Raw genomic sequence first — 17,012 nt, forward strand, 5'->3', positions numbered from 1 at the left:
GCGTCGGGACAGTCAGTCAGTGAAGGCATCAAGAGACGCGCGCGGCTGGTTCGGCCAGCCGCCGGGGTTGACCATCTTGTTCCTCACGAACATGTGGGAACAATTCTCCTATTTCGGTATGCGGGCGCTGCTGGTCTATTATATGACCCGGCAGCTGATGTTGGGGCAGGCGCAAGCCTCATTCGTCTACGGCGCCTACACCGCCTGCGCCTATTTCACGCCCATCGTCGGCGGGGTGATCGCAGACCGCTGGCTGGGCAAGCGCCGCGCCGTGGCGATCGGGGCGTCGATCATGGCGGCGGGCCATTTCATGATGGCGTTCGAGCCGCTTTTCTATCTGGCGCTCGCCACCATCGCGCTGGGCAACGGACTGTTCCTGCCCAGCCTGCCGAGCCAGATCAACGACCTTTACGCGCCCGGTGATCCGCGGCGGGGCTGGGCCTATAATGTCTATTATGTCGGCATCAATATCGGCGGTTTCCTGGCGCCGCTGATCTGCGGGACGCTGGGCGAGCTTTATGGCTGGCATTATGGGTTCGGCGCGGCCGGGATCGGCATGTTCGCGGGGCTGGCCATCTATCTGCTGGGACAGAAGCATCTGCCGCCCGAACGGGCGACGTCGGTCATGGCGATAGAGGCCGCGCCAGCGACCGCCGCCGCCGGCCATCGCCAGACATGGCTGGTGCTGGCGGCGGTGGGCTTGTGCGTCACCCTGTTCCGGGGCGCCTATGAACAGGTCGGCAATACGGTGGCGCTCTGGGCGGGCAGCGGTGTCGATCGCGGCCTGGGCGGTGTCACCATTCCCATGACCTGGTTCCAGTCGCTGAATCCTCTGCTCGTCATGCTGCTCACCCCGCCCTTGCTGGCGCTGTGGCGTCGGCGGGCGGCGGCGGGGCGCGATACGGCCCCGGCGCGGCGCATGGCGCAAGGCGCGCTGATGGTCGCGCTGGCCTATGTCCTGCTCGCAGCAGTGGCCTGGCAGGCGGGGGAGGGACAGGCCGGCTGGTTCTGGCTCGCGCTTTTCTTCCTCATCTTCACGGTGGGGGAGCTGTTCATCCTGCCTTCGGGTCTGGGCCTGTTCGCCCGGCTCGCGCCGCCGCGCCTCGGCGCGACCACGGTCGCCGCCTGGTATCTCACCATTTTCGCGGGAAGCCTGGGGGCCGGGCTGGTGGGCGCGCTGTGGAGCCATATGCCCCATGGCGTCTATTTCGCCCTGTTGTCGCTACTGGCTTGCCTGGCGGCATTTCTGCTCCGGCTGCTCGATCGGCCAATTCGTCGTATCGATCGAAGTTGGAGCGATAAATAGGTTGATTATTTTCTGATCAGGATCATAATGTCCTTATTAGGAAATTATTGGATATCAGGATATGACGATGCAGCAAGGCGGGTTTGACATGGGTACGCTGGTTCTGCCCCGCCCCTATCTGCTGTTCCTTGGCGACGCGACCGAACGTGGATTCGCCAAGACCGCACTGGGCCTTGCCGACTGGGCGCCGGACCTTTGCATAGGCGAATATGGCCTGCCGGGCTGCACCGTCAGTGCGGGACTGCCGCACCTGACCCCGGCGGAGGCGAAGGAGAGGGGCGCGCGCGCGCTCGTCATCGGTGTCGCCAATGTAGGCGGCGTCATACCCGACCACTGGATGGACGCGCTGGTCGAGGCGCTGGAAACGGGTTTCGACCTGGTCAGCGGTATGCACGCGAAACTGGAAAGCTTCCCACGCCTTGCCCAGGCGGCGGCGCAGGCGGGGCGGCGCCTGATCGACGTGCGCACCCCGCCACCCGTGCCTATCGCCACCGGACGCAAGCGCAGTGGCAAGCGACTACTGACCGTCGGCACCGATTGCGCGCTGGGCAAGAAATATACCGCCCTCGCGATCGCCGACGGATTCCGGGCGCGCGGAATCGACGCCGATTTTCGTGCCAGCGGCCAGACCGGCATCATGATCGCGGGATCGGGCGTGCCGATGGATTCGGTGGTATCCGATTTCCTTGCCGGCGCGGCCGAGATATTGAGTCCCGATGCGCCGCAGGACCATTGGGACGTGATCGAGGGGCAGGGGTCATTGTTCCACCCCTCTTATGCGACGGTGTCGCTGGGCCTGCTGCACGGTAGCCAGCCGGACCTGTTCGTCGTCTGTCATGAGGTCGGCCGCACCGAGATAATGGGCGTGAGCGGCTATACATTGCCCTCCATCCCGCAAGTGATCGAGCAGACCATCGCGATGGGGCGGCTCACCAATCCGGCGATCCGCTGCGCGGGGATCAGTCTCAATACCTCTTCCCTCGATGACGCGGCGGCTGCCGCCGAAATCGATCGCCTGTCGGCCGAACTGGGTTATCCGGTCGCCGATCCGATCCGGCGCGGCCCGGCCTTCGACCGGCTGCTGGACGCCTGCCTCGCATGAGCGGCGCAGGGGGAGAAAGGGGGGCGAGCTGGTTCCAGCGTTTTCTCCTGCCCGGCTTTGCGCTGAAGGCGGTCATCATCGGCGGCGGCTATGCCACGGGGCGCGAACTGGCGGAATTCTTCCTGCCCAGCGGCCCGTGGGGCGGCCTGGCCGGCATGATATTGGCCATGCTGATCTGGAGCGCGGTCGCCGCCGTCACCTTTCTTTTCGCCCGCATGGTCGGCGCGCGCGATTATCGCAGTTTCTTCGAGGCGCTGCTGGGCCGGGGCTGGGTGATTTTCGAGATCGGCTATCTGCTCTTCATAATCCTGATCCTCGCCGTTTTCGGCGCGGCGGCGGGAGCGATCGCGGAGGCGGCGCTGGGCATCGCGCCGATCGTCGGCACGCTGGTGCTGATGGCGGGCATCGGCCTGTTCGCGACCTTCGGCAATGCCTCGGTGGAGCAGTTGTTCAAATGGGTCTCCTTCCTGCTCTACGGCGTTTATGCGCTGTTCCTGATTCTCGCGCTTGCCGGATTCGGCGACCGGATCGGGGAAGGATTTGCGGTGCCTGCTTCCGCCAATGGCTGGGCGCTGGGTGGCCTGACCTATGCGGGCTATAATATCATCGGCGCGGTCGTGATCCTGCCGGTGCTACGTCACATGACGTCGGATCGCGACGCGGTGGCGGCGGGGCTGATCGCCGGGCCGCTGGCCATGGCGCCGGCCATCGCCTTCTTCATCTGCATGATCGCCTTCTATCCCGGCATTGCGCAGGAAGTGCTGCCGTCCGATTTCCTGCTGGGCCAACTCGGCAGCCCGGCCTTTCATCTGCTGTTCCAGCTCATGATCTTCGCCGCATTGCTGGAAAGCGGCACCGGCGCGGTCCATGCCGTCAATGAAAGGATCGCCAAGGCCTGGCATATCCGGCGCGGGGCGGTGCTGGGCAATCCGGCGCGGCTCGCCATTGCGCTCGTCATCCTGACCGGCTGCATGTTGGTGGCCGACCGGGTGGGGCTGGTCGCGCTGATCGCCAACGGCTATCGCGCGCTCGCCTATATCTTCCTGAGCATCTATGTCCTGCCGCTGCTGACCATCGGCCTTGTCCGGCTGGCGCGGCGGCAACGTGGCCTTCAAGCATAAGGGCGGTTAGGGGGCGGTGAGCCGGTGCCGCATTGAAAATGCGCTCTTCGCGCGACTCTTAGCCCTTGCGCGGCGCGCGCTTCTTGACCTCATTCTGGGTCACATGATGATGCGCGTCATGCATGAGGTTCGACAGATCCTCTTCCGCGCTCGACATGATGCCGACGGTCAGCGTTTCCTTATAGCCCGGCGCGCAGACATAGGCATGGCCCATGCCTGAATCGATATAGATGGATTCGCCCGCCTTCAGTTCGATCGGATCGTAAAATTCGGTGTGGACGATGATCGCGCCCTCCACCACATAGATGAACTCCTCGCCCGAATGGCGGACGAGCTGGCCGAATTCCTCGATCGACTGGGCGTGGATGCGCGTGACCACGGGCACCATCCGCTTCTGCCGCAATTCGGTGCAGAGATAATAATATTCATAGTTGGAGGTGTCGACGCGCACCGCATTGTCGATCGTCCCGACGCTGCGACGGCCCATGATGGTCGTGGGGGTGGCGGCGTCCGCTTCCACGAACAGGTCCGCGATGCCGATATTCAGCCGCTCGCTCAACTGTTGCAGCTTGTCATAGGTCAGCGACAGCCGGTCATGCTCCACCTTGGACAGGGTCGACACCGGTATGCCGCAGCGCTGGCTCATTTCCTTCAATGTCCAGCCATTACGGGTACGCAGATCCGTGATCACCGCGCCCAGGGTCCGTCGACCGCCTGCCATTCAATTCGCTCCTGTCTGTCACCCTGCGCGAACGGACCTTATATCCTGTTCGGAAAACCGATCATTGTCTAGCATCGCCACGCCATAATGCGCAATGCGCCTGCAAGGCCGCATCTTGGCACTTCAAATGCTCCGAACCGCCTCTTTAAGAGGCTGCACCCGGCACGCTTTGCAAGAGCAAACCGACTTCGCCCACCAAAATCTGTCCTGATAGGAAAATTTCATCGCGGGTCGCAGTTCAAGCGGCAGTACCGCTCCTTGACGATCGCAAGACAGGTTGGGAATTATATGCTAATCGCAAAAAAATGGCTCCGATAAACGGGAGGCACAGTTTGGACATAAGCGGCCACGGATGAAAAGCGCGCAAAAGCCTCTCCTGGACAGCAATCCCGGCGCTTTTCTGCGGGAGTTCAGGACCATTCAAGGCCTCACCCTGGCGGAGGCGAGCAAGAAGACCGGCCTGCCCGTTTCGACATTGTCCAAGGTGGAAACCGGGAAGATGTCGCTCAGCTACGAGAAGCTGGTGAAGGTCAGCCGCGGGCTGGGCATCGACATCGCCCAGCTTTTTTCCGGCGGTTCCTCCGCCACGCCGCCCGCGCATACGCCTTTCGGCCGCCGCAGCATCACGCCGGCGGGACAGGGGCCGACGATCCGGACCGCTTCCTACCATTATACCTATCCATCGGCCGAATTGCTGAACAAGCAGCTGAATCCGATGATCCTCGACGTCAGCGCCCGATCGATCGAAGATTTCGATGATCTGATGCGGCATCCTGGCGAGGAATATGCCTTCGTGATTCAGGGGCAGTGTGAATTTCACAGCGATATTTATGCGCCCTCGCTATTGAAGACCGGCGATTCCGTCTATTTCGATGCCTCTATGGGGCACGCCTATGTCGCGGTCGGCGAAGGACCATGCCGCATTTTATGTGTCTGTTCGGCCAATGACGCCGAACTCAAATCGAACCTGCCGCCCATACACGGCACATCCTGAGGCGGCGCACGTCCGGCGTCGCGCACCCCGGCCTCCCACATCCTTCCCCGGGCAGAAACGGCGACGTACGCCTATTGACATAATCGCGTCATTATTGTCATTTCAGAAAAAATTTCCATATTGGAAATTTCTTGTCTGGCTTATGCATGGCAAGCTGCAATGACGGGGGTGGGATGCGCGGATTGTGCAGATGGATCGGTATGGCAATGCTGGTCTGGGCGGGAGAAGCGATGGCGCAGCGCGATGCGGTAAGGATGGCGCCCACAGCGCCACCGGTCCGTTCTGCCGCGCCCATGCTGGAGAAGGCCGATGTCGACGCCTGGCTCGATGGCTATATGCCCTATGCGCTCCAGCGCGGCGACGCCGCCGGCGCGGTGGTGGTCGTCGTCAAGGATGGCCGCATCCTGACCCAGCGCGGCTTTGGCTATGCCGATGTTGCGAAGCGTCGGACCGTTGACCCGGAAAGAACGCTGTTCCGTCAGGCGTCGATCTCGAAACTGATTACGTGGACAGCCGTCATGCAGATGGTGGAACGGGGCCGGATCGACCTCGACCGGGATGTGAACGCCTATCTCGACTTCAGGATTCCCGATCGTTTCGGCAAGCCGATCACGATGCGCAACCTCATGACCCATCGCGCCGGTTTCGAGGAAGTGCAACGGGGCCTCAACAGCTATGACGCCAAGGATATCCCGCCGCTCGATGTGGCAGTGAAGCGCTGGGTGCCGACGCGCATCTTCGCGCCCGGCACGACGCCGGCTTATTCCAACTATGGCACGACGCTCGCCGCCTATATCGTGCAGCGCGTGTCGGGCGAGCCTTTCGAGACTTATGTGCAGCGGCATATCTTCGCGCCCGCGGGCATGGTGCGGTCCAGCCTCAGCCAGCGGTTGCCAGCCAGTCTCCGGTCGCTGGTGGCGTCGAGCTATAATCGCGGATCGGGCAAGCCGGTGCCGCTGGAACTCAACAGCTTCGCGCCTGCCGGGGGCATGAGCGCGCCGGGCGCCGACATGGGGCGATTCATGATCGCGCATCTCGAAAATGGCGGCGCCCTGCTCAAGCCGGAGACGGCGCGGCTGATGCACGACACCATCCTCAAGTCGATCCCGCCGCTCAACGGCATGGCGCTCGGCTTCTACGAGCAGAATATCAACGGCCGGCGGGCGCTGTCGCACGCGGGCGACACGCCGACCTTCCACAGCCAGCTATGGCTGCTGCCCGACGAGAAGGTCGGCATTTATATGTCGATGAACGCGGCGGGCACGGACAAGGTCTCCGCGCCGATCCGCAGCTATTTGTTCGACGCCTTCGCCGACCGCTATTTCCCCTTCGACCGGAAGGACGGTCGGGTCGACGCCGCGACGGCCAGGAATCATGCGCGCATGATGGTGGGCACCTACAACAGGACGCGGCGATCGGAGACGAGCTTCCTCAAGGCGCTAGAACTGAGCGGCCAGATCGGCATCGGCCTGGACGCACAGGGCGGCCTGCAGGTGAAGGCTGCGCCGGCATTGGGTGGACAGCCCCGCACATGGATCGAGATCGCCCCCTTCGTCTGGCGCGACAGGGACGGCAAGACCCGGCTCGCCGCGCAGGTGGAAAAGGGCAAGGTGGTGCGTTTCGGCCTAGATGGATCGGCGCCCTACATGCTTTTCGAACCGGCGCCCTGGTATCTGTCGACCGGCTGGATCACGCCCGCGCTGCTGGCGAGCCTGGCCGCCTTCTTCCTGACTTTTCTGTCCTGGCCGGTGGTCGCGCTGGTGCGCCGCCACTATGCCGCCCGTCCGGCGCAGAGCGTCGCGCAATGGCGTGCCTATCGGCTGACACGCGGCTTTGCGGGGCTGGCCGTCGGGGTGCTGATCTGCTGGCTATGGTTCGGCAGCGTGCTGCTGGGCGATTTTTCCTCGATGAATGGGGAGCTGGACTGGGCGCTGCGCACGCTCCAGATCGCGACGCCGCTGATCCTGCTGGGGCTGCTGGGCGCCGCTCTTTGCTATACCGCGCTGACATGGCGACGTGGCGGCGCGCGCTTCGCAAAATTCTGGAGCATTGTCCTGGTCGCCGGTGCCGTGCTGCTGCTCTGGGTCGCCATCGGCTTCCACCTGATCGGCTTCGGTCTGAACTTCTGAATTTAAGAAAAATCTCTATATAGGTTGAAATTCTCAAAATAGAAAATACGATCAAGTCGGAAAGAGGGTGCCGGGTATATTGCTGAGTCGCGACGCAGGCGACCGCCTTGCCCGCATCCATCGACAGGGGAGACAGATGTTGCTTCAGACCATGAAAGATGCCGCCGATCCGCTCCGCCGCATTCAACTCCCGACATATTTGCCCGATAGCCGCCGCGCATGACAGCGTCGGCGACCCGGAAGCCGGGCGGATGGGCGCGTGTGCGGCGGTGGACGGCGCGGACCCTGCTGGGTCTGCTGGCTTTGCTGCTGCTTCTCATCATCGCCGGCGCGCTTTACGAGGCCTGGGAACGGCACAAGGCGGCGCGGCTCTATCCGCCGCCGGGCAAGCTGGTCGACATTGGCGGGCGGCGCATCCACATCGATTGCCGAGGCACCGGTTCGCCCACCGTCATTCTTGAATCCGGGCTTGGATCGGGCGGGTCGGTCGACTGGGCGCGGGTCCATGATGCACTGGCCCGCCACACGCGCACCTGCGCCTATGACCGCGCGGGCATCATGTGGAGCGATCCCAGGCCCGGCCCGCAAAATGCCGCCACCGTGGCGGAAGACCTGCACGCCGCCCTTGCGGCGGCAGGGATAGATGGACCGCTGGTGCTGGCGGGCCATTCGATCGGCGGCCCCTACACGCGCGTCTATACCGGTCGCTATGGCGATCAGGTGGCCGGGCTGGTCATGGTCGACGCATCCCACCCGGATCAGGTCGCGCGCCTCGGCCGGGTCGTAAAGGCCAATGTCGACCCGACCCAACTGGCCTGGATGGTGCGTATCGCCAACGCCTTGTCCTGGACCGGCGCCGTCCGCCTGATGACCGGCGGCGATGTCCCCAACCTGCCGAAGGATGCAAGCGCGAGGATCGCCGCCTATAGCAGCGGTTCGATCAAGGGAGCGGGCGCCGAACTGGAGGGCTTCCACCAGACGATGGACCAGGCGCGGGCCGTGCGCAGTTTTGGCGATCGTCCGCTGATCGTGCTGACCGCAATGGCGCCCCTTACGGCGGCGCAGCGGAAGGGCCTCAATCTGACGCCACAGGACGGCGCGCGCATGAAGCAGGCATGGAAGGCGCTGCATACCGAAATGGCCGCCCTGTCGAGCCGGGGCCGTCAGCAGATCGTGCCGGATTCCGGCCATTATATCCAGATCGACCGGCCGGATGTCGTGATCGCAGCGGTCGAACAAGTCGTCGATGCCGTCCGCGCCGAAGAAGCGCGGAAGGCGGGTCGCCATGAAGGGAAAAAACCATGATGAAACGTGCCTTATTCTGCAGCGCCATGTCGCTGCTGCTCGTCGCGAACGCACCGGTTGCGGACTATGATGTCGTCATCCGGGGTGGCCGCGTGCTGGACGGCGCGGGCAATCCCTGGATTCGGGCCGATGTCGCCATAAAGGACGGGCGCGTGGTGCGGGTCGGGCAGGTGAGCGGCCATGGTGCGAAGGAGATCGACGCCAAGGGCCGCTATGTCTCGCCCGGCTTCATCGACATGATGGACCAGTCGGGCCGCGTGCTGCTCAAGAATGGCGCGGCCGAAAACAAGCTGCGGATGGGCGTCACCACCGTCATCGCGGGCGAGGGCGGGACACCGGTCGAAGCGGCGCAGATCCCCGCCTATTTCGGCCAGCTCGAAAAACAGGGCATCTCGGTCAATTTCGGTTCCTATTATTCCACCACCCAGGCGCGGATGAAGGCGATGGGCGATGGCGCCGGCACGCCGACCGAAGCGCAGATGGACATCATGCGCAAGGAAGTGCGCACCGCCATGGAAGCGGGCGTGTTCGGCGTGACCAGCGCGCTCATCTATCCGCCCAGCAGCTTCGCGACGACGGCGGACCTCATCTCCATGGCGAAGGTGTCGGCACAATGCGGCGGCTTCTACGCCACCCATATGCGCGACGAGAGTGCCGATCTGGTGAAGGCGGTCAATGAAGCGATCGAGATCGGCGAGAAATCGGGCGCGAAGGTCGAGATTTTCCACCTGAAAGCGGCCTTCGCGCCGGGCTGGGGCAAGCTGATGCCACAGGCGATCGCCGCGGTGAACGCGGCCCGCGCGCGCGGCGTCGACGTGGCGGCGGACCTTTATCCCTATACGGCGGGCGGCACCGGGCTGGAGATCATCGCGCCGAGCTGGGTCTGGGCCGACGGTGTCCAGAAGGGGATCGAACGGTTGCGCGATCCCAAACTGCGCGAACGGATGAAGAAGGAAGTCGCCGCCGGCTCCATGCCCGGCTGGTCCAATCTGGTGCAGGCATCGGGCGGCTTCGGCAATGTCATCCTCGCCAATGGCTTCAGTCAGAAATACGCCCCCTATCATGGCCAGAGCCTGGAGAAGATCGGCGCGGCGCTGAAGCGCGATCCTGCGGATGTGGCCTGGGATATCCTGCTGGAAGGGCTGCCGAACCGCTCCGTCGCCCTCTATTTCATGATGAATGAAGGCGATATCGAAACGGCGCTGCGCCAGCCCTGGGTCAGCATCGGCAGCGACGCGGCCGCGTCCGAGACGCTGGGCGGGATGGACGCGCTCGGCCTGCCGCATCCCCGCGCCTATGGCACTTTCCCGCGCATCATCGCCGAATATTCCAAGCGCCGACCGGTCATCTCGCTGGAGGAAGCGGTGCGCAAGATGACCGGCTGGCCCGCGCAGCGCATGGGCCTGACCGATCGCGGCCTGATCCGCGACGGTATGCGCGCCGACATCGTCATCTTCGACCTCGACCGGCTGGACGATGTGGCAAGCTGGGACAAGCCGACGGCGCTCCCGACCGGCATCGATACCGTTCTCGTCAATGGCGTCGTCACGCTGGAGGATGGCAAGCATAGCGGTGCGAAAGCCGGCGCGGTGCTGCGCCATGGCTGCGGCGGCTGAGGCGGCGGACATGCTATCCTTCGCCCTTCGGTCGACCTTTGCGGGCCTGGCGATCCTGGCATCGCCGCCCCTGCTGGCCGCCGCGCCGCCCATTGCGGGACCGGCGGACCTTGGCACGGCGGTTTCGGCCCAGATCGCCTGCGCCGGCATCTTCGTCACCGGCCGGGCCGAGGCGGACGTGCTGCGCGACGACGTTCACGCGCTGGCGCCCTTCACACGGGAGGTGGTTCTGGCGGTCGATCGCGGCGCGCGCACGGTCACGGCGTCGGCGCCGGGCGCCGCCACGCGAACCGCCTTCTATCGCCCGGCAGTAGGCTGCACTCTGCTGACCGGGGATGTCGCTCCGGCGACACTGGATGCGCAGGCGCGGGGACTGAAGGCGCCAGTCGGGAGGGACCATGGCTGGCGGTCGGTCCGTTCCGCCGGGCGCGCGGCCAAGGTCGATGTCCAGGCGCTCGACCGCGCGGTTGCCGCCGCTTTCGATGAGCAGAACAGGGCGGGCCATCCCGACACACGCGCCATCATCGTGGTGCAGGGTGGGCAAATCGTCGCCGAACGCTATGCCCCCGGTTTCGACCGGAACAGCCGTTTGCTGGGCTGGTCCGCCACCAAGAGCATCGCCGGCACGCTGATCGGCCTGCTGGTCGACGACGGCAGGCTCAAACTCGACGCGCCGGCGCCGATCCCCGAATGGCAGGCGGCTGGCGACCCGCGCGCGGCTATCACGCTGCGCCAGTTGCTCAACATGACGAGCGGCCTGTCCTTTGTCGAAGCCTACCGGCCCGGCAACGATTCCATCCGGATGCTGTTCGAGGTGGGGGACATGGCCGCACTCGCCCAGTCCAGTCCGCTGGCGCAGGCGCCCGGTTCCCACTGGAGCTATTCATCGGGCACCAGCAACATCCTGTCCGCAATCCTGTTCCATGCGACCGGCGGAACGCTGGAGGGCATGGCCCGTTTCGCGCGCGAGCGGCTGTTCGAACCGGCCGGCATGAAAAGCGCGCTCATCGAACCCGATGAGAGCGGCGTGCTGGTCGGCAGTTCCTACGGCTATGCCACCGCGCGGGACTGGGCGCGGTTCGGCCTGCTCTATCTCAATGGCGGAATGGCCGGTGGAAAGCGCCTGTTGTCGCGCGATTGGGTCGATTTCGTGCGGACCCCTTCTTCCAACGATGCACGTCCCTTCTACAATGGGCAATTCTGGCTCAACCGGGTCGAGGCCGGGGGACCGAAGGGAACCGCCTTCAGGGATCTGCCGGACGATGCCTTCATGGCGATGGGCCATAATGGCCAGATGGTGATGATCATCCCGTCGCGAAATGCGGTTATCGTCCGACTGGGCTGGACGCCCGAAGGGCAGGTTTTCGACTTCAACCGCTATTTGACGCCGATCGTCGCGGCCCTGACGCCGACGACGGGCGTGCGCTGACGGCAAGAGAGGGGAGACTATATGAAAAAGATGATCCAGATTGCGCTGGCGACCACTATGCTGGCGTCGCCGGCGATGGCCCAGGACAGGGCGGCTGGCGCCAGAATCTATATTCAGGCCGGCCGTCTGCTCGCAGACCCGGCGAGCGGTCGGATCGATACGAACAGGACGATCGTCGTGGAAGGCGGCAAGGTCGTCGAGATACGCGACGGCTTCGTCGGCGAGGGCAAGGTGATCGACCTGCGCGACGGCTTCGTCCTTCCGGGCTTCATCGACAGCCATGTCCATCTGACCTCCCAGTCCGGTCCTGACAGTCGGCTGGAGGCCGTCACCAAGTCGACCACCGCCCAGGCGTTCGACGGCATCGTCTATGCGGGCCGCACCGTGCGCGCGGGTTTCACGACCGTCGCCGACCTCGGGTCCGATCCCGAGGCGATCACCGCCTTGCGCGATGCGATCGCGCAGAAGAAGGTCGTCGGGCCGCGTATCCTGGCCGCGGGCATCGTGGCGGCGCATGGCGGCCATGGCGACGTCCATGGCTATCGGCAGGAGATATTGGACCTGTTCCGCCCCACGACGCTCTGTTCGGGCGCCGACGATTGCGCGCGGGCGGTGCGCCAGGCGGTGCAGCAGGGCGCCGATGTCATCAAGACGGCGTCGACCGGGGGCGTCATGTCCGACACGGCGGCAGGGCTTGGCCAGCAGATGAGCGACGCCGAACTCGTCTCCATCGTGGAAACGGCGCACCGGCTGGGGCGCAAGGTGGCGGCCCATGCCCATGGCACCGATGGCGTCAATGCGGCGCTGCGGGCCGGGGTCGATTCGGTCGAGCATGGCACGTATCTCGACGCGGATTCCATTCGCCTGTTCAAGGCGAAGGGCAGCTATCTGGTGCCCACGCTGCTGGCGGGCGACACGGTGACGCGGCAGGCCGAGACGGCGGAGTGGATGCCCGCCGCGGTGCGCGCCAAGGCGCGCATTGTCGGTCCGCTGATGATCGATGCCGTGCGCCGCGCCCGCGCTGCGGGGGTGAACATGGCCTTTGGCACGGACTCGGGCGTCTCCGCGCATGGCGATAATGGGCGCGAATTCGCGCTGATGGTGCAGGCGGGCGTGCCGCCGATCGACGCGATCCGCGCGGCGACCGTCTGGGCAGCCGCCCACGTCGGGCTGGACCGGGAAATCGGATCGATTGCGCCGGGCAAGGCAGCGGATATCGTCGCGGTCAAGGGCGATCCGCTGGCCGATATCCGCACGCTCGAAACCATGGCCTTCGTGATGAAGGGAGGGGATGTCGTCCGCGCTCTAGGCGAATGAGGTTCCCGTCCTTGAAGATCGCCTGAAAAGGGCAGCGGCGCATCCACGCCGCTGCCCTTTTTTCGTGCCGGGCGAAGTCGAGCGTTGTTGCTCGACCTCGCCCGAAGCGGACGGGGAGGGAGAACCCGTCGCCTATGATGATTTACAGTTTCAACTTCACACCCGCCGACATGTAGCGGCCGATCACGTCATAGTTGGGGCTGATGAAGGGGGTGAGCGGCGGGGCTACGTCGAACAGGTTGTTGACGTTGCCGAACAGGGTGAACGGCCCGGCTTTGAACTGCACGCCGACATCGGTATAGACGCGGCCGTCGACCTGGTTGTTGAGGATCGGCTGTCCGTTGCCGCCCAGTTGCCGGCTGTAGATGCCCCCGTCGACATAACGCAGGCGCAGGTTGGCGCCCACTGTGTCGCTGTCATAGGCGATCGTTCCCGTCACCCGCCATTTGGGCGTGGAGAAGGCGGTTTCGCCGCCAACGATCCCGGCGACGTCGGTGCCGTTGATCTTCAGGTCGAAGATGTGGTTCGCCAGCGCATGAAAGGACAGGCTGCCCGCGCCGAGCGCAATCCGGTAGGACGCCTCCATATCGATCCCGCGCGTGCTGTAATGGGCGAGATTGCGATAACGGGTGGTCATCGATTCGATCGTCCCGTTGCCGGCGCGGGTAATGACCCCGCCGCAGGTCGGGTCATAGGGATCGGCGGCGAAGCACTGGTTCAGCGTGTCCTGCGCCGTGATCGTCGTGATCACATTGTCAATCTTGATGCTGTAATAGTCGGCGGACAGGCGAAGTCCGCGCGCGAAGCGGGGCGAATAGGAACCGCCCAGCGTCAATGTATGCGATATTTCCGGCGTCAGGTTGGGATTGCCGCCGCCATAGACTACGACATTGGTCTGCGGCGCGCCCAGGAAGGGGTCCTGGAGATTGCCGATGCCGGTCGACCGGCTGAGATAATATTCGCCGATGCTGGGCGACCGGATGTCGCGCGAATAGACGGCGCGCAGCAGCAGGTCATTGACGAGGCGCAGCGTGCCGCCCGTCTTCCACGACCAGATGCCGCCGCTGGTGCTGTAATCGGAATAGCGGGCGGCGCCGTTCACTTCCAGCCGCGCCGTGTTGGGCAAGTCGAGCAGCGGCATGTTCACCTCGACAAAGGCCTCCTTCACACTGAAGCGGCCGTTCGTAGCCGAGGAATTAAGTGTGCCCAGCGCCTTAGACAGCGACAGCGCGTCGACATGGTTGGTGATCTGCTTTTCCCGGCGGACGTCGGTGCCGAAGGCGATGTCGACCGCGCCCGCCCAGGTGGAGAAGGGTTGGCCCTGTACGCTCGCGCCGGCGGCATCCAGCTTGAGCGTATAGATGAGGTGCGACCCGCCAAAAGCATAGGCGGCTGCGGCGTCCGAAATATTGCCATTGCCCAGCAGGTTGATCGGCGCGCAGGCCGGATCGTCATTGGCGCCCGATGCGTCGGCGTTGATGCGGCAGACGGGGCGGCCGTTCACCAGCACGGAATCGACGGCATTGTTGAACCGCGCGACGATCCGCTGATTGTCGATCCGGCTGCTGATCCGCGCTTCGCCATGGTCATAATAGAGATTATAGCTCCATCCGTCGCCAAATGTGCCGTCCAGGCCGAAGGCGCCCTCCAGGGTTCTGCGGCTCGTCCGGAATGTGAGCATCCTGTCCGCGCCGACATCGTCCAAGATCCGGCCCAGCAGGAAGGGGCCGGTGATCCCGGCGGCGGCAAGCTGATTGCGTGCGCCCTGTGTCAGGAAGGCATTGTCGGGCCTGATGACCGCTACCGGCGTTTCCGGGAAGAAGCCATAGTTGGACGTAGTGCGGTTGTAGCTCGCATTGGCCCAGAATTTCAGATTGTCCGTGATCTCATAGTCCGCGCGGGCGAAGAGGTTGGCGCGCTTGTAGGGCGTGCTGACCGCAACATAGTCGTAGATATTCTGGCCGCCGCCACCGACCGTATATTGGCCGACCGTCTCGCTGCCCTGGGGAAACGGGCCGACGCCGCCGTCGGGGTTGAAGATCAGCCCATAGGGCACCCCTGTCGCGCTCAGGATCGATCCGCCCCGATTGAGCAGGGTGAAATTCGGGTTTCGCACCAGTTCAAGCTGACCGTTGGCATGTTGGAAGACGCCCGCTTCCAGATTGGGCCGTTCCTTCCGGTTCAATATGCCGCGTTCGTGCAGATAGTCGCCGGAGAGCATGACATGGCCGCGGCCGTCGGCGAAGTCGGCGCCCCATGCCAGGTCCGCGCCATAGCGCGCGCCGTCGCCCCGGCTCGAAATGCCGCTCTGCACGCCGCCGCGCAGGCCCGTCATCTCGTCGTCCAGCAGGATATTGACCACGCCCGCGACCGCGCCCGATCCCCAGGCGGCCGATGCGCCGCCGGTCACGACGTCCACGCGCTTCACCAGATTCTGCGGGATGGTGTTGAGGTCGTTGCTGCCCAGGAAGCGATGCCCGTTGAGCAGCGTCAGCGTGCGCACCGCGCCCAAGCCGCGCAGGTCCGCCGTCGAAATGCCGCTGTTGGTGCCGCCGACGGTGGTGGCCGGGGTCGATGTGGGGCGGAACTGGGGCGCATCGTTCAGCACCTGTGCGATGCTGGGGCGGTTGCCGAGATCGAGGTCCGCGCCGCCGATCACCGTGGTCGGCGTCGGCGCATCGAAGCCGGATCGCTGGATGCGCGAGGCGGTAACGATGATATCCTCGCTCGCTTCCGGCGCCGACCGTGATCCCTCCATCGGCTGGGCCTGCGCCGGGTTGAGCATGGCGAGAACGGAAAGCGCCGTGCCGGCAAACCATCTCCAATTGGCAACGTCCATATAACCCCCTCCTTTTGCGGCTGATCTGCGTGTTTCAGCTCTATTCGGATTGCTCCAAAGCCGCCGATCGACGGTGACGACGCGAATAGGGCAGAGGAAAAGGAAAATTTCAACTAAAATCGGAAAAATATTTCCATAATAGAAAATTTCGATCTCATCGTGCGATTGTGTTGCATGAGGGGATGCGCGTTCAACATGGACGGGAAGGACGCTGTCCGGCTGGCATCGCTAACCGGGGCTAATCTACTGGATGGCCGATGAAACATGCGCCAGCGTCAAAAGGACACTGGGACATGGACGGAGGCGGGACTGATATTCGGGGCGGCGGGGATGCTGATCAGCGCCTTCGCCGGCGCACAGATCGCGGCGTTCGCCTTTCCCGGAGTGCGGAGCCGAACGGCCCCGTACTCTTCGCACGTCAGTTGCCGAACTGGATGCGGATGCCGCCCATGATGCTACGCCCGCCATAGGACAGGCGCATGACGTGCGCCCCGATTGGGCAGGCCGCCAAAATATTGGGAATCGCTGTTTTCAAGCGTGCGGCGGAACAGATTCTCCAGTTCCGCCGGCGTCAGCGTATCGACGCCCGAGCGAATGTTGAGTGAATTGGTGCTGGGCATAAGCCATAATTGCATGACAGGCCGCCCGGCCCAGGCAATTGCCGTCACCGCGCCCCTCTGCGGAGAAACGGCCTGATTCGAACGCCTCACCGATCAGAAGCAAGGTGATAGACAGGAGCCGAGGGGGATGGCAGGTCCCCCTTTCTTCAGTCGGACCGGCTGGTGACGATCGCCTGGCCGTCATGGCCGATGGAAATCAGGTGGGCGTCGCCATTTTCGCACTGCACCTTCCATTCGCCATCCCTGACCTTGATCCCCATCGGTTCGGCCGAAGCAATCTTCTGGCAGGGCAGGCCCGCGTCGCGCACAGCGCGGAAGAAGACGCCGTTGCGCTGGCCCGGCGGCAACGCGGCGACGGCCGCGGCATAATCGACACCGCCCGCATTGCCCGCCGCCTCGTTCTTCGGCTCCGCCTTGTCCGCCGTCTGGGGGCTGCCGCAGCCGGCCAAGGCCAGGCTCGCGAGGATGGTTGCCGGCAAAAAGCGCATGATCATTCTCTTTTGACAGGGACGG

13 protein-coding genes are annotated in these 17,012 nt (G+C 64.4%); 9 read left to right on the forward strand and 4 right to left on the reverse strand.

Translation table 11 applies throughout. From position 1 onward, the window contains the following. Nucleotides 1-19: 19 nt before the first annotated feature. From AC58EF_RS16415 to AC58EF_RS16425, 3 genes are all read left to right on the forward strand, one after another. Nucleotides 20-1,306 (forward strand): peptide MFS transporter, encoded by a 1,287-nt coding sequence (locus tag AC58EF_RS16415; protein WP_497277446.1) that lies wholly within the window; start codon nt 20-22, stop codon nt 1,304-1,306. Between the two features lie 61 nt (nt 1,307-1,367). Then, nucleotides 1,368-2,408 (forward strand): N-acetyltransferase DgcN family protein, encoded by a 1,041-nt coding sequence (locus AC58EF_RS16420; protein ID WP_497277447.1) that lies wholly within the window; start codon nt 1,368-1,370, stop codon nt 2,406-2,408. Beyond that, entirely contained in the window at nt 2,405-3,529 is a 1,125-nt protein-coding gene (locus AC58EF_RS16425) for a YkvI family membrane protein (protein WP_497277448.1), read from the forward strand. Before AC58EF_RS16420 ends, AC58EF_RS16425 begins: the two co-directional genes overlap by 4 nt. Before the next feature lie 58 nt (nt 3,530-3,587). On the opposite strand, the gene AC58EF_RS16430 is transcribed toward AC58EF_RS16425, so the two are convergent. Then, complete coding sequence (locus AC58EF_RS16430) at nt 3,588-4,250, reverse strand: helix-turn-helix domain-containing protein (RefSeq protein WP_497277449.1); 663 nt, start codon at nt 4,248-4,250, stop codon at nt 3,588-3,590. Between the two features lie 352 nt (nt 4,251-4,602). On the opposite strand from AC58EF_RS16430, the gene AC58EF_RS16435 reads away from it, so the two are divergent. From AC58EF_RS16435 to AC58EF_RS16460, 6 genes are all read left to right on the forward strand, one after another. Next, the gene (locus tag AC58EF_RS16435) at nt 4,603-5,244 is read left to right on the forward strand and encodes a helix-turn-helix domain-containing protein (protein WP_497277450.1); all 642 of its coding nucleotides are present in this window, start codon (nt 4,603-4,605) and stop codon (nt 5,242-5,244) included. Nucleotides 5,245-5,444: 200 nt separating this feature from the next. After that, the gene (locus AC58EF_RS16440) at nt 5,445-7,373 is read left to right on the forward strand and encodes a serine hydrolase domain-containing protein (RefSeq protein ID WP_497277451.1); all 1,929 of its coding nucleotides are present in this window, start codon (nt 5,445-5,447) and stop codon (nt 7,371-7,373) included. 219 nt (nt 7,374-7,592) lie between these two features. Continuing rightward, nucleotides 7,593-8,678: an alpha/beta fold hydrolase gene (locus tag AC58EF_RS16445; protein ID WP_497277452.1), complete on the forward strand. Its 1,086-nt coding sequence runs from the start codon at nt 7,593-7,595 to the stop codon at nt 8,676-8,678. Further along, nucleotides 8,678-10,294, forward strand: coding sequence for an N-acyl-D-amino-acid deacylase family protein (locus AC58EF_RS16450; protein ID WP_497277453.1), 1,617 nt, complete (start codon nt 8,678-8,680; stop codon nt 10,292-10,294). Before AC58EF_RS16445 ends, AC58EF_RS16450 begins: the two co-directional genes overlap by 1 nt. Continuing rightward, on the forward strand, nt 10,278-11,723 hold the full coding sequence (locus tag AC58EF_RS16455) for a serine hydrolase domain-containing protein (RefSeq protein WP_497277454.1): 1,446 nt from the start codon (nt 10,278-10,280) through the stop codon (nt 11,721-11,723). Before AC58EF_RS16450 ends, AC58EF_RS16455 begins: the two co-directional genes overlap by 17 nt. 21 nt (nt 11,724-11,744) lie before the next feature. Further along, on the forward strand, nt 11,745-13,040 hold the full coding sequence (locus tag AC58EF_RS16460; RefSeq protein WP_497277455.1) for a metal-dependent hydrolase family protein: 1,296 nt from the start codon (nt 11,745-11,747) through the stop codon (nt 13,038-13,040). A gap of 142 nt (nt 13,041-13,182) precedes the next feature. Here AC58EF_RS16460 and AC58EF_RS16465 read toward each other — a convergent pair whose 3' ends face one another. The 3 genes from AC58EF_RS16465 to AC58EF_RS16475 all read right to left on the reverse strand — a co-directional run bounded on the left by AC58EF_RS16465 (nt 13,183) and on the right by AC58EF_RS16475 (nt 16,987). After that, nucleotides 13,183-15,879: a TonB-dependent receptor plug domain-containing protein gene (locus AC58EF_RS16465; protein WP_497277456.1), complete on the reverse strand. Its 2,697-nt coding sequence runs from the start codon at nt 15,877-15,879 to the stop codon at nt 13,183-13,185. A gap of 455 nt (nt 15,880-16,334) precedes the next feature. Continuing rightward, on the reverse strand, nt 16,335-16,514 hold the full coding sequence (locus tag AC58EF_RS16470) for a hypothetical protein (protein ID WP_497277457.1): 180 nt from the start codon (nt 16,512-16,514) through the stop codon (nt 16,335-16,337). Between the two features lie 131 nt (nt 16,515-16,645). Further along, nucleotides 16,646-16,987, reverse strand: coding sequence for a hypothetical protein (locus tag AC58EF_RS16475; protein ID WP_497277458.1), 342 nt, complete (start codon nt 16,985-16,987; stop codon nt 16,646-16,648). Nucleotides 16,988-17,012 lie beyond the last annotated feature (25 nt).

Source organism: Sphingobium sp. WR1 (genome assembly GCF_059693745.1).